Below are 13082 nucleotides of genomic sequence, written 5' to 3' on the forward strand. Positions count from 1 at the left end.
ACCGCCGCGGAACTCCGCGGGGCGCAGCCTGACCTTTGACCCGCGGCCCGCAGGGCCACCAGGTGGGAGATCGGAGCCTCCACTTGCGGGCCGGGGTCCGCCTTCGTGCGGGCGGTCTCCGGCCGGTCGTCTCCCCAGCATACCAGCAGGCCCGGCGGAGCGCCGCCCGGCACCGCCCGCCACCTGCCGACGCCCGCCGGCGGGGCCCGCGGGCGGTACGAGCGGCCCGTACGACGGCGGTCGACGGGCGGGGCTTAGGGTGAGCCGCATGAGCGACGCCGCAGCCGCCGGGCAGCCCTTCGACCCCTCCGGCCAGAACAGTCCCGACTTCGACAGCCTGACCCGCGACATCGCGGACGTCCCGGCCGTCGAGGTCATCACCACGGTGGCGGTGCACCTGATGAGCTCCGCCGCCGTCAACCTCGGACTGGCCGAGGACGGCGAGCAGCACAAGGACCTGGACGAGGCGCGGAAGCTGATCCACGCGCTGGCCGGGCTGGTCACGGCGAGCGCCACCGAGATCGGCTCGTACCACGCCGCGCCGCTGCGGGACGGTCTCAAGTCGCTCCAGCTCGCGTTCCGCGAGGCCTCGACCGTGCCCGACGAGCCCGGCCAGGGCCCCGGGGAGAAGTACACGGGCCCCGTCCACGGCTGAGCCACCGGCGCCCGGTCCTTCCCGCGGCGCGGCGGCCCGTCCGCGCCCGGCCGCCCCACTCGGCTCAGCTCACCCGCATCTCGCGCCGCGGCCTGCGGTTGGGCTGGGGATGCGTGAGCACGTGCACGTACGCCGCGATCGCCCCGCCCACCAGCGGCGCGACGATGAACAGCCACAGCTGGGTCAGCGCGGCCCCGCCCGCGAAGATCGCGGGGCCCAGGCTCCTGGCCGGGTTCACCGAGGTACCGGTCAGCGGGATGCCGACCAGGTGGACGACGGCCAGCGCGATGCCGATGGGCAGCCCGTCGAAGCCGACGACCGCCACCTTGTGGGTGACCGCCAGCACCGTGTAGACGAACAGGAACGTCAGCACCAGCTCGGCGACGAACGCGCCCCCGGTGTTGATGTGCACGGCGGAGCGGTCGCCGAAGCCGTTGCTGCCGAACGTCTCGCTCGTCTGCAGACCCGGTACCTGTTTGGCGACCAGGAGGAGCAGCGCGGCCCCCGCGATACCGCCGACCAGCTGCGCGACCCAGTACTTGACCGCCAGCTCCAGGTCGAGGCGGCCCGCCAGGAACATGCCCAGCGTCACCGCGGGGTTCAGGTGCGAGCCGGAGACCGGGCCGATCGCGTACGCGAGCGCCAGCATCACGAAGCCGAACGTGAGCGCGATGCCGAGCGAGCCGACGTACTCGGCGGCCAGCACGGCCGCACCCACTCCGAAGAACACCAGGAGCAGGGTGCCCAGGAACTCCGCGGCGACCGGCTGGGGCTTGTCTTCCAGGTCCTTGAGCTGTTCCGGACTCGCCTGGAGCGACTTGACCTGCATGTCGACCTCCCGTGGGGGTCGTAGGAGCAGGCCGGGACGGTCCGTCCCGGCGCTTCCTCCCGAGTGTCCGACGCGTCAGGGCGGCTCGCACCTCGGGCGGGCCCCCCGCTCCGGGGCGCGCGCCTTCTCGCCCAGGTCAGGCCCGGTAGAAGGCGTTTTCCGGCAGGGCGCTGCCCGGTGGCAGCAGCGCCAGGTCGAGCCCCTGGACCACCCGGGCGCGTACCGTCTCGTCGGCGGCGAGCGCCTCCGCGACCCGGCGGGCCACGTCCTGCACGTCGGCGCCCGGCGTCAGCGAGAGGGCCAGCGTGCCGTCGCCCGTGGAGCCGCCGGGCGCCAGATGGGCACCGGCGATCCGCGGCTCGGCCGCGAGCACGGCGCGTACCGCCTCGCCGACGGCGGGGTCGTCCAGCGGGCGGGTGTGCGTGCGGCCCGCCGCCAGCGCGTTGAGCGCGGGCCCGGTCAGCTCGTAGGTCACAGGACCTGCCAGGTCCAGCACCACGGTGTCGGCCTGCTCGTGGGCCGCCGCCTGGAGCGCCTGGTGGAGCGGTACGGCGACGGGCCGCGCGTCGGGACGCCAGCGGGCCAGCGCCTCGGTGGAGGTGAAGGCGGGCAGCGCGCGGCGCCCGCCGGGCGCGTTGAGGGTGGGCACGGCCATCTCGCTGGTCTTGTCGCGGCGCAGTCCGTCCTGACCGGTCTCCGCCTCCGTCAGGACGGCGACGACCGGCACCAGCAGCCGCGCCCCGCTCAGCGCCTGAAGGACGCGCGACTCGGCGTCGGGCGCGCGGGGATCGGCCCGCCACGCGGCCAGGGCCTCGGCGAGCGCGTCGTCCGCGGTGCCGTCGTCGCGGGAGAAGGCCGAGTCGGGGATGTTCTTGAGCGCCACCCGCCGAGCGTATCCGGTACCCGGCGGGCGCCCCGCGCGGGCCCGGCCCGCCTGCCGGGGTCCCGGCAGTCCTCGTAGCGGGTTCGGGCGGCTGACAGCGAGCGCGACTGCCTCACAGCGGGCGGGGAGGCCCGCGCCGCAGGCGGGACGGTACGCGGAAGGTGACGCCGCGGTGGACCGCGAAGGCCACGCCGATCAGCAGCGCGCCCACCACGGCGGCGACCAGCGCGAACCAGCCGGGGCCCGCGCCGTCCGCCGGGCGGGCCGCACCGAAGTACTCCTCGTCGTACGCGCCGACGCGCGGGCGCTGTTTCTGCGGCTTGACGTGCGAGCCCATCTCGATGGCGGCCGCCGGATCGACCACGCCGGTGCCGACGGCGTCGCTGCGGCCGCCCTCGGGGGTGTTGCGGGCGGTGTCCGCGATCAGCTCCTTGATCTGCGCGGGGCTCAGGTCCGGGTGCGCGGCGCGGACCAGCGCGACGGCGCCCGAGGTGAACGCCGCCGCGGCGCTGGTGCCCCACCCCTGGTAGTAGGTCCGGTCCGGGTCGGCGATGAGGATGTCCTTGCCCGGTGCCGCGACGGTGGCGTACCAGCGGCGGGTGGAGAAGGAGGCCCGTGCCCCCTTGCGGTCGACGGCGGCCACGGCGATGACGCCCGGGTAGGCGGCGGGGTAGGAGACGTGGTCACCGTCCTCGCCGCCGTTGCCTGCCGACGCGACGACGACCACGCCCTTGCGCAGCGCGTAGCGGACGGCGGCGTCCTCGTGCGCGTCGGGGTGCGCCGAGTCGCTGTCGTCTCCCAGCGAGAGGTTGATGACGTCGGCGCCGTGGTCGGTGGCCCAGCGGATGCCCTTGGCCAGCGCCGTGCCGCGCTCGTCGCGGGCCTTGGCGCGCTGCGGGTCCTGGTCCTCCAACAGGACGCGCACGGGCAGCACGCGGGCCTCGGGCGCGATGCCCAGGATCCCGTCCTGGCCGTCCTTGCCGTGCCCGTGTCCCGCGATGATGCCGGCCATGGCCGTGCCGTGCCGCGCCCAGGCCCGGTCGCCCCTGCTGGCGCCCATGCCGACCAGGTCCTTGCCCTCCAGCACGTTCTTGTGCAGGTCGGGGTGGTCGGCGTCGACCCCGGTGTCGAGCACGGCCACGGTGACGCCCTGGCCCTTGGTGGTCTTCCACGCGGCCTTCGCGTTGAGCGCCCTGAGCGCCCACTCCTGGCGCTGGAGCCCCTCCCCGCGTGCGTGCGCGGTGCCGACGGTGGCCGGGGCCACGGCCAGGAGGGCGCTCAGCACGGGGAGCACGGTGCGCAGCAGCCGCCTCATCGGGGTTCGTCCTTGTCCTGGTCGCCACGGGACCCGTCGTCGCCCCGGTCGCTCCGTGGCTCGTTCTTCCCCCGGTCGTCCGGTGGCCCGCCGGGGAACTCGTCCTTGTCCTCGTGGCCCTCGATCGTCGCCTTGCGGAGCCGCTGTTCGACGCGGTCGGCGATGCCCTGCGCGTCGTGTCCGAGCCCGGCCTGCGCGGCGGCGGAGGTCTCACCCTTGCGGGTGGCGGCCCCGGCGGGCTGGGGGTCGGTGACGCCCCGGCCGTCGGCGAAGCCGGAGACGGAGTAGACCACCACGGGCACGTCCTGCAGCACGTGGAGGGACCAGCTGGCGCGCTGCGCGTCGCCGAAGTCCGCGGCGACGGTGCCGCGCGCCGCGTACGGGCGGGGCATCAGGTCGGTGCGTTCGGTCAGGTTCTGGGTGGCGAACCGCTTGCGCAGGTCGCGCATGGCGGCCGGGTCCGCCTTGGTGAACATCAGCCCGACCGTGGTGACGCGGCTGGTGGTCTCGTCGGTGTAGGTGGCCCGGATCAGCCGGGCGCAGCCGACCGGAGCGAGCGCCTCGGCCAGCAGCGGGTCGAACGCGTGGGCGCAGGTGCTGTCCGGGGCGATGGCGACGCGTGTCCAGCTCCGGTCCGCGCCGCCGGGTCCCGCGCCCTTCCCCCGGAGCGTGCGCGGGAACAGGTCGTCGACGGGGATCTCGTGCCAGGCGGCCCGCGCGCCGTCGAATCCCTGTGCGAGAGCGGGGCGTTGTTCGGTGTCCCCGCTCAACAGCATGCCGGCACCCGAGCCGCCGAGCAGGCCGACGCCGAGCACGAGGCAGACGGCCGCGACGACGGTCCGCACGGCCAGCGGAGAGCGTCCCGCGGGCCGTCCGTCCCCGCCGCCCGAGGCGTGCTCGTGCGACGGCGAGGCGGCCGGCACCCGCGGGACGGCTTCGGGCGGAACGGCACGGGACGCGCCGTCGAACAGCGTGGCACGGGGCGGCCCGGCGGGCGGCGTGGCACGGGGCGGCCCTGTGGGCGGTTCGGGGGTACGTGCGGCCTCGGTGGGGCGGGGCGGGGCGGTGGCCGTCTTCGCGGTGGAGACCCCGGCCCCGGCCCCGGCGTCTCCCGCTCGAGAGGTACGGACGGCGCTTGGTTCCGGATTCCGGGGTGCCCGGGGCTCGGCGTCGCGGCGACCCGTGTGCGGGCGCTGCGGGGGAAGCGCGGGAAGACGCGGGGCCGTGAGGGGTTCTCCGGTGGGGGGAGCGGGCTGGGGCGGTGAGGCGGGAACCGGGGGGCGGAGGGCGCGCGAGCGGTCGCCGGGTGCGGTCACCGGCGTGCGCCCGGACCGCTCCGCCTCCGTCTCCTCGGTGTTCTCCCGGGAATGTGGCATCTGTTCGCTGGACTCGTCTTCCGGGGTCGGCTCCGCTTCCGGCTCGCCACCCGCCTCCTCCCGGACACCGCCCGGGAGGGCGGCCTCCTCCTGGACACCGCCCGGGAGGACGGCTTCGGCACCGGGCTCGTCCGGGTCGCCGCCGCCGCGGGCGGTGGCGCTGTTCGGCGCGGTGGAGGTGCTGTCCTGCCCACCCGTGGACCGGGGAGCGCTGAACAGCGAGAAGGCGGGACGCGGGGGGACGCTCGGGCGCGGAGGGACGGCGGGGCGGGGTGGGGCGGCCGGCCGCGTCGGCACGGACGGTGGGGGCGTCGCGTGGGACGCGTCGGCCGGCGCGCGGGACGGGGGCGGGGGCACGGCGGGCCTGGGCGGGGTGGAGGGACGCTCGGGGACCGGGGCGCGCTCGGCGTCGGCTCCCATGTGCGCCCCCCTTCGCGCGATGCGGCCCGCACGAACGCCGTGCGGTGCAGGGCGGTTCGCCGGAGCCAGAGTGAACTGTTGCCGTGTGCCGTCCCGTCACGGCGTGCGGCGTCACTCTACGGTGCGGACCTGGCAGGTGGGCAACCCGCCCGAGGCAGCGGTGAGGACCGTGCCGAGGTGGGCGAACGCGCCGGTTGCTGCGCGGGATGGGCGGGTGCCGGGGCTGTGCCGCGGCGCGCGGCTCTGGCAAGCTGCGAGGGTGTTCGATTCGACTGTCGATCTCGCCGCCGACCGCGCACGGTACGACCGTGCGACCGCTCAGCTGGACGCGCCGCTCGCCCTGGTCGATCTGGAGGCGTTCGACGCCAACGCCGACGACCTGGTCCGACGGGCCGCGGGAAAACCGGTACGCGTCGCCACCAAGTCGGTGCGCTGCCGTGCGCTCGTGGAGCGGGTGCTGGCGCGGGACGGTTTTGCCGGGGTGATGAGCTATACCCTCGCCGAGTCGCTGTGGCTGGCCCGTTCGGGCGTCACGGACGTGCTGCTCGCCTACCCCTCGGCCGACAGGGCCGGTTACGCGGAGCTGGCGGGTGACCCGAAACTGGCGGCATCGGTGACCGTGATGGTCGACGACCCCGCGCAGCTCGCGCTGATCGACGCCGCGCGGGAGGGCGGCCGCGAGGAGATCCGTGTCTGCCTCGAACTCGACACGTCCCTGCGGATGCTGGGCGGGCGGGTGCGCGTCGGCGCTCGCCGCTCGCCGCTGCACTCCCCCGCCGACCTGGCCTCCGTCGCGCGTCTCGTCCAGCGGCGGCCCGGCTTCCGGCTGGTCGGGTTGATGGCCTACGAGGGACATGTGGCGGGTGTCGGCGACGCCGTACCCGGCGCCGCGCTGCGCTCCCGCGCGGTGCGCCTGATGCAGGCGGCGGCGCGGCGCGAGCTGGCAGCCCGCCGGGCGGCGGCGGTGGCGGCCGTGCGGGCGGTGGCCCCTGAGGTGGAGTTCGTCAACGGGGGCGGCACCGGCAGCGTGCAGCACACGGCGGCCGAGGAGGCGGTCACGGAGATCGCCGCGGGCTCGGGCCTGTACGTGCCGCGCCTGTTCGACAACTACACCTCGTTCACCGGCCGTCCCGCGGCGCTGTTCGCCATGCCCGTGGTACGCAGGCCGGGCGTGGGGGTGGTGACCGTGCTGGGCGGGGGCTATCCGGCCTCCGGCGTGGCGGGGCGCGACCGGCTGCCGCAGCCGTACCTGCCCGGCGGGCTGCGCTACGACGCGCAGGAGGGCCCAGGCGAGGTGCAGACTCCGCTGCTGGGGCAGCCCGCCGACGACCTGCTGATCGGGGACAAGGTGTGGTTCAGGCACGCCAAGGCGGGCGAGCTGTGCGAACGGTTCGAGAGGCTGCACCTGGTGGCGGGCGAGAGGGTGGTGGAGTCGGTGCCGACGTACCGGGGCGAGGGCATGACGTTCCTGTGAACGGGGCTGCCGGCCGTGCGGAGCCTCGCCCCCTTGCGACCGGCCCGCCCGGCCCCGCTCAGACGGATTCGCGCGGGCCCTCGTCCTCGCCGTCGCCGGTGCCCACGACGCCCTTGCGCAGCTCGTCCAGTACGGAGACACCGGGCGCGTCCTCGGCGATGTCGACGCTGCTCAGCAGCGCGAGGGTCCGCTCGGCGCTCTCGGGTGAGCGGAAGACGACGGCCTCGACGTAGGCGTCCGGCTTGAGCTTGTTGGCCACGCGCCACCTGACGCGGTAGCCCTGCTCGCCCGCGACGGTGACGGCACCGGACTCGACGACCTCGTGCCCGGTGATGCCGCCGTACGACTTCTTCGGGTACGACGTCTCGGCGTTCTTCGCCACCTGCGCTTCGGTCAGCTTCCTGAGCGTCTCCTGGTCGCTCCAGGCGCCGTTCGTCGCCTGCAGGACGCCGCCGCCCCTGACGCAGTCCTCCTCGTGGGAGGCGGGGCACTCGTACGCCTTCGTGCTGCTGACGGCCGCGTGGCTGTCGCTGGCCCGCTCCCATCCCGCGGGCGCCGTGAGACCGACGCCGAGAAGGGGATCGCGGGCGACCTCAGGGACCTTCGAGGGCGGCTCGTCGTCCCGCGGCGGGGCGGACTCGTCCTCCTCGCCGGGTCCCGCGCCCTCGGGCGCCCCGGAGGGGACACCGGGTCCGGCCTCGCTGGTGCCGCCCTTGTCGGGGTCACCGCCCAGCAACAGGACGCTGCCCAGGGCGAGCGCGGCGGCGAGCACCACCGCGCCCGCGATGCCCGCGACAAGTCCGATGAGCGGCCCCCGCCCCGACCGGCCGCCGCCCGGCGCGGGGGGCGCGCCCGTGGCCTGCCGGGTCTGCGCGGTCCAGCCGTGGCCGTCCCACCAGCGCTCCCGCGGCGGATACGGGGGCGTTAGCCCGGGTTCTGGGTACCAGCCGGGCGGAGTCGTCATGCTCACACTCGAACCCTATGGCACATCCGTGCGACGCACGGGGGCGCCCCGGCAAGAGGCGCCCCCGCGACGCTCGTTGGGCCCGCGAGCCCGGCACGGTCCGGACGAAGGACCTAGGCGTCCTCGCCGTACGCCGTGTCCTCCTGGTCCGGGATGACCGAACCGTCACCCCTGTGGACAGGGCCGAGGGAGCCGTCCGGGTGGGTGAAGGCCTCGCTGGAGCACGGGTAGGTGTCCTCCTGGCGCGGCAGCGGCTCGATGAACATCGGGTTCACCGCCCAGCGCCCGTCCGCGTCGTCGTACCCGCGGCACATGATCTCCGGCTTGTTGCGGTTGAGCACGAGGTGCGTCCCCGTGGCGTCGCCGACGAACGTCACGTCCGTGTCCGCGTCGCCCCCGCCGATGGCGACCCGGTGCCGCCAGTCCTGCTTCTTCCAGGCCTTCTTCCCCTCGATGCCGAAGATCTCCTGGTTGATGACGCAGCGCTTGCCCTCGATGTAGGGGATCTCCTCGCCCTTGCTGACGCCAGTACCTCCGCAGCCCTCGGTGTAGGGGGTGATGCGGCCGTGCCTGACGACGCTGCGGATGGCGAGGGTGTGCTTCCGGTCGATCCCGACGCCGCTCGACCACTCCTCGGTCACCGGCTCGGAGCCCGCCGAGACGATGTAGACGTCGAAACCGGCCTTCTGGAGAGTGCGGACGAGGTCCTTCTGCTGCGCGTAGTAGCGGCTGTACCCGGGCACCGTGTGCGTGCCGACCTTCCGCTCGCTGCCGACGGGGGCGGCCAGCGCCTCGTCACGGGCCGCGCGGGCGTAGGAGCGCAGCTCGGCGACCGTGTGGCCGGCGAACAGCTGCGGCACCCAGGCGTACTCGGGGACGGTGCGCCGGTGGTTCCACTTCCCGGCGAAGGCCTCCTGGCCGCCCATCGTCTCCGCCTCGCCGCGCACCTGCAGGATCTCGTCGGCGCAGGCGTCGTTCGCCGAGGTGGGGAGGGGGCGTCCGACGGGGACGTCGGTGCCGCACGCCTCGGTCAGCGCGCGGTCGGCCGCCGGGGTGAGCCACTCGCTGGTGGCCGCCCAGTCCTTGGGCCGCAGAATCTTGTCGTGCCGCAGCGCCCAGGAGATGGTGGCGTCCGTCGAGTCGTTCTTGACGATCGTGTTGTCCCAGTCGAACGCGGCGACGGGCCGGTGCTTGCCGCCCCGCCAGTGCGGTGAGCAGGTGCCGCGCTCGTCGATGGTGCGCTGGAGCTTGGCGCGGTTGTCGCCGTGCCACGGCAGCTCGGTGGACAGCTGGGGGCAGTGGCGGGAACCGCCGTGGTGGCCCTGGGCCTGGGCGGTTCCCGGTACGAGAGTGGCTGCGAGAGCCGCAGCCATGGTGAGGCCGGTCAGCACGGGTCTGCTGCGCATGTGGCGCCCCTCCTGGGTTGTCGACGTTGACCGTGTGCACGCTACATCCATGGCGCGCCGCACGGTGGGCGGGCGCCCCGGCGGCACCGGGGCAGTGTGCGGGGGACTACAGCGGGGTGACGTAGGCGCCCGCGATCCCGCCGTCCACGAGGAACTCGGCCGCGTTCACGAACGAGGCGTCGTCGCTGGCGAGGAACGCCACCGCCGAGGCGATCTCCTCGGGCTCGGCGAAGCGCCCCACCGGGACGTGGACCAGGCGGCGCTGTGCGCGCTCGGGGTCCTTGGCGAACAGCTCCTTGAGCAGCGGGGTGTTCACCGGGCCCGGGCACAGGGCGTTCACCCGGATGCCCTCGCGGGCGAACTGGACGCCCAGTTCGCGGGACATGGCCAGGACCCCGCCCTTGGAGGCGGTGTAGCTGATCTGCGAGGTGGCGGCGCCCATGACCGCCACGAAGGAGGCGGTGTTGATGATGGAGCCGCGCCGCTGGGCCCGCATGTAGGGCAGTGCCGCCTTGCAGCACAGGTAGACGGAGGTCAGGTTGACGTGCTGGACGCGCTGCCAGGCGTCCAGGCCGGTCTCCAGGATGGAGTCGTCGTCGGGGGGTGAGATGCCCGCGTTGTTGAAGGCGACGTCCACCGAGCCGTAGGTCTCGTGCGCGGTGCGGAACAGCGCCTCGACCTGCTCGGGGTCGGTGACGTCCACCTGCACGTACAGCCCGGCGGTCTCCTCGGCCGCGGCCCTGCCCCGTTCCGCGTCCACGTCGGCGCAGACCACGTGGGCGCCCTCGGATGCCAGGCGGCGCGCCGTGGCGAGTCCGATGCCGCTGCCGGCGCCGGTGACGACGGCCGTACGTCCTACGAGGCGGCGGCATGCGGCGGTCTGGTCGGTCACGGGCTCTCCTGGGTGCTCGGCTCGGTGCTCGGCTCGGTGCTGAGGAAGACGTTCTTGGTCTCGGTGAAGGCGGCGAGCGCGTCGGGGCCGAGTTCACGGCCGAGCCCCGACTGCTTGTAGCCGCCGAAGGGGGTGGAGTAGCGGACGCTGGCGTGCGAGTTGACGGACAGGTTTCCGGCGGCGACGGCCTGCGAGACGCGCAGGGCGCGTGCGCCGTCGCGGGTCCACAGGGAGCCGGAGAGCCCGTAGTCGGTGTCGTTGGCGAGCCGTACGGCCTCGTCCTCGTCGTCGAAGGGGAGGACGACGGCGACGGGGCCGAAGATCTCCTCGACCGCGGCCCGGTCCCCCGGCGCCCCCGCCAGGACGGTGGCCGGATACCAGAAGCCGGGCCCCTCGGGCACGGTGCCGCGGATCAGCGCGGGCGCGTCCTCGGGCACGTAGGAGCGGACGCGCTCGCGCTGGCGTGCGGAGACGAGCGGGCCCATGTCGGTGGCGGCGTCGGCCGGGTTGCCGGCGCGGAAGGCGAGGACGGCCGGCTCCAGCAGTTCCAGGAAGCGGTCGTGCACGCTGCGCTGGACGAGGATGCGGCTGCGGGCGCAGCAGTCCTGTCCGGTGTTGTCGAGGAAGGATCCCGGCGCGCCGGCGGCGGCCCGTTCCAGGTCGGCGTCGGCGAAGACGATGTTGGGGCTCTTGCCGCCGAGTTCGAGGGTCACGCGCTTCACGGTGGCGGCGCACTGGGCCATGATGCGTTTGCCGACGGCGGTGGAGCCGGTGAAGACGACCTTGGCGACGCGCGGGTGTTCGACCAGCGCGGTGCCGGTGACGGGCCCTTCGCCCGGCAGCACCTGGAAGAGCCCCTCGGGCAGCCCGGCCTCCAGCGCCAGCTCGGCCAGCCGCAGGGCGGTCAGCGGGGTGGTCTCGGCCGGTTTGAGGAGGACGGCGTTCCCGGCGGCGAGCGCGGGCGCGGTCCCCCAGGCCGCGATCGGCATGGGGAAGTTCCACGGGGCGATGACGGCGACCACGCCCAGCGGTTCGGCGAACGTCAGGTTGACGCCCCCGGCGACGGGGATCTGCGCTCCGGTCAGCCTCTCGACACCGCCTGCGGAGTAGTCGAGCAGGTCGCGGACGTTGCCCGCCTCCCAGCAGGCGTTGCCCAGCGGGTGCCCGGCCTCGCGGGTCTCCAGGACGGCCAGTTCCTCGATGTGCCCGTCGACGGCGGAGGCGAACCGGCGCAGCGCTCTGGCCCGGTCGGCCGGCGGCAGCGCCGCCCAGCTGCGCTGTGCCGCCGCCGCGCGGGTGACGGCGGCGTCCACCTGGTGCGGGGTGGTGACGGGGACGGTCGTGATCAGCTCTTCGGTCGCCGGGTTGATGATCTCCAGCTGCTCGGCCGGGGGCCCGGTGCGGCCTGGGGCGGTTTCGTGCTGCACTGCGGTGGGTCCTCACATCCGTTCGAAGGAGCGGTAGCGCTCCCAGTCCGTCACGGCCGTGTCGTAGGCCTGCTGTTCGACGCGGGCCATGTTCGTGTAGTGGTCGACCACCTCGTCGCCGAAGGCTTCCCTGGCCAGGCCGCTGTCCTGCCACAGCAGGGCGGCCTCGCGCAGGGTGGCGGGGACGTGCGCCGCGTCGCCCTCGTAGGCGTTGCCCGTGCAGGCGTCGGGGAGCTCCAGCGCGTGGTCGATGCCGTGCAGTCCGGCCGCGATCATTCCGGCGACGGCGAGGTAGGGGTTGACGTCGCCGCCCGGGACGCGGTTCTCCAGCCTGTGTCCGTGCCCGTGGCCGACGACGCGGAGGGCGCAGGTGCGGTTGTCGGGTCCCCAGGCGACGGCGGTGGGGGCGAAGGAGCCGGGCTGGAAGCGCTTGTAGGAGTTGATGTTGGGCGCGTACAGGAGGGTGAACTCCCGCAGGGCGGCGAGCTGCCCCGCGAGGAAGTGCCGCATCAGGGGCGACATGCCCGCCTCGCCCGCGTCGTCGGCGAGGACGGCCGCGCCGCTCTCGTCGCGCAGCGAGAGGTGGATGTGGCAGGAGTTGCCCTCGCGCGCGTCGTACTTGGCCATGAAGGTGAGGGCCTGGCCCTCCTGCGCCGCGATCTCCTTGGCGCCCGTCTTGTAGACGACGTGCTGGTCGCAGGTGGTCAGCGCGTCGGCGTAGCGGAAGGCGATCTCGTGCTGGCCCAGGTTGCACTCGCCCTTGGCCGACTCGACGACCATGCCGGCCGCGGCCATCTCGTTCCTTATCCTGCGCAGCAGGGGCTCGACGCGTCCGGTGCCGAGGACGGAGTAGTCGACGTTGTACTGGTTGGCGGGGGTCAGGCCGCGGTAGCCGCTGTCCCAGGCCTGCTCGTAGGTGTCGCGGAAGACCATGAACTCCAGCTCGGTGCCCGCGTACGCGCTCCAGCCGCGCTCGGCGAGCCGGTCGAGCTGGGCTTTGAGGATCTGCCGGGGCGAGGCGACGACGGGCGAGCCGTCGTGCCAGGCCAGGTCGGCGGTCAGCAGCGCCGTGCCCGGGTTCCAGGGGACGCGGCGGAGGGTGGCGGTGTCGCCGTGCATGGCGAAGTCGCCGTAGCCGCGCTCCCATGAGGCCATGGCGTAGCCGTCCACGGTGTTGAGGTCCACGTCGACGGCGAGCAGATAGTTGCAGCCCTCGCTGCCGCCGTCGAGGACGTGCTGGAGGAAGTAGGGGGCGGCGAACCGCTTGCCCGCCAGGCGGCCCTGCATGTCGGTGAAGGCCAGGACGACGGTGTCGATCTCGCCCGCGTCGACGCGTTTTCTCAGCTCGTCGACGGCGAGGGGTGGTGGGCGGTCTGCCACGGGCGGGCCTCCTGTCGGGTCAGCGGAAGCCATAAGGTAGTCACGGATACCATTGGAACGG

The 13082-nt window shown here is 74.3% G+C and carries 11 protein-coding genes; 2 read left to right on the forward strand and 9 right to left on the reverse strand.

Features of this window, described 5'->3' with window-relative positions:
• Positions 1–268: 268 nt before the first annotated feature.
• A complete protein-coding gene (locus tag MMF93_RS05670; RefSeq protein WP_242749955.1) occupies positions 269–655 on the forward strand; it encodes a DUF1844 domain-containing protein in 387 nt (128 codons plus the stop codon).
• A 64-nt stretch (positions 656–719) separates the two neighbouring features.
• Here the strand turns inward: MMF93_RS05670 and MMF93_RS05675 are convergent, their stop codons facing one another.
• From MMF93_RS05675 to MMF93_RS33315, 4 genes are all read right to left on the reverse strand, one after another.
• Positions 720–1484, reverse strand: coding sequence for an MIP family channel protein (locus MMF93_RS05675; protein ID WP_242749956.1), 765 nt, complete (start codon positions 1482–1484; stop codon positions 720–722).
• Between the two features lie 136 nt (positions 1485–1620).
• On the reverse strand, positions 1621–2367 hold the full coding sequence (locus MMF93_RS05680; RefSeq protein ID WP_242749957.1) for an SseB family protein: 747 nt from the start codon (positions 2365–2367) through the stop codon (positions 1621–1623).
• A 112-nt stretch (positions 2368–2479) separates the two neighbouring features.
• Entirely contained in the window at positions 2480–3682 is a 1203-nt protein-coding gene (mycP, locus tag MMF93_RS05685; protein WP_242749958.1) for a type VII secretion-associated serine protease mycosin, read from the reverse strand.
• A complete protein-coding gene (locus tag MMF93_RS33315; RefSeq protein WP_274709427.1) occupies positions 3679–5478 on the reverse strand; it encodes a hypothetical protein in 1800 nt (599 codons plus the stop codon). The genes mycP and MMF93_RS33315 overlap by 4 nt, the downstream gene beginning before the upstream one ends.
• 259 nt (positions 5479–5737) lie before the next feature.
• Here MMF93_RS33315 and MMF93_RS05695 point away from each other — a divergent pair, with 259 nt between their 5' ends.
• On the forward strand, positions 5738–6952 hold the full coding sequence (locus tag MMF93_RS05695) for an amino acid deaminase/aldolase (protein WP_242749959.1): 1215 nt from the start codon (positions 5738–5740) through the stop codon (positions 6950–6952).
• 58 nt (positions 6953–7010) lie between these two features.
• Here MMF93_RS05695 and MMF93_RS05700 read toward each other — a convergent pair whose 3' ends face one another.
• The 5 genes from MMF93_RS05700 to MMF93_RS05720 all read right to left on the reverse strand — a co-directional run bounded on the left by MMF93_RS05700 (position 7011) and on the right by MMF93_RS05720 (position 13021).
• Positions 7011–7916, reverse strand: a complete 906-nt coding sequence (locus tag MMF93_RS05700) for a DUF2510 domain-containing protein (RefSeq protein ID WP_242757283.1) — start codon at positions 7914–7916, stop codon at positions 7011–7013.
• Positions 7917–8029: 113 nt separating this feature from the next.
• On the reverse strand, positions 8030–9322 hold the full coding sequence (locus MMF93_RS05705) for an HAD family hydrolase (RefSeq protein WP_242749960.1): 1293 nt from the start codon (positions 9320–9322) through the stop codon (positions 8030–8032).
• Between the two features lie 106 nt (positions 9323–9428).
• Positions 9429–10214: a 3-oxoacyl-ACP reductase gene (locus tag MMF93_RS05710; protein WP_242749961.1), complete on the reverse strand. Its 786-nt coding sequence runs from the start codon at positions 10212–10214 to the stop codon at positions 9429–9431.
• Positions 10211–11641, reverse strand: coding sequence for an aldehyde dehydrogenase family protein (locus tag MMF93_RS05715; protein WP_242749962.1), 1431 nt, complete (start codon positions 11639–11641; stop codon positions 10211–10213). The genes MMF93_RS05710 and MMF93_RS05715 overlap by 4 nt, the downstream gene beginning before the upstream one ends.
• A 12-nt stretch (positions 11642–11653) precedes the next feature.
• Entirely contained in the window at positions 11654–13021 is a 1368-nt protein-coding gene (locus MMF93_RS05720; protein ID WP_242749963.1) for a glutamine synthetase family protein, read from the reverse strand.
• Between the last annotated feature and the right edge of the window lie 61 nt (positions 13022–13082).

Source organism: Streptomyces tubbatahanensis (assembly GCF_022699385.1).
GTDB classification, from domain to species: Bacteria; Actinomycetota; Actinomycetes; order Streptomycetales; family Streptomycetaceae; genus Streptomyces; species Streptomyces diacarni.

Bases quoted from the DNA above. Each gene is read 5' to 3' on its own strand.
- MMF93_RS05670 (WP_242749955.1), top strand. From the start codon at position 269: ATGAGCGACGCCGCAGCCGCCGGGCAGCCCTTCGACCCCTCCGGCCAG.
- MMF93_RS05675 (WP_242749956.1), bottom strand. From the start codon at position 1,484: ATGCAGGTCAAGTCGCTCCAGGCGAGTCCGGAACAGCTCAAGGACCTG.
- mycP (WP_242749958.1), bottom strand. From the start codon at position 3,682: ATGAGGCGGCTGCTGCGCACCGTGCTCCCCGTGCTGAGCGCCCTCCTG.
- MMF93_RS33315 (WP_274709427.1), bottom strand. From the start codon at position 5,478: ATGGGAGCCGACGCCGAGCGCGCCCCGGTCCCCGAGCGTCCCTCCACC.
- MMF93_RS05700 (WP_242757283.1), bottom strand. From the start codon at position 7,916: ATGACGACTCCGCCCGGCTGGTACCCAGAACCCGGGCTAACGCCCCCG.
- MMF93_RS05705 (WP_242749960.1), bottom strand. From the start codon at position 9,322: ATGCGCAGCAGACCCGTGCTGACCGGCCTCACCATGGCTGCGGCTCTC.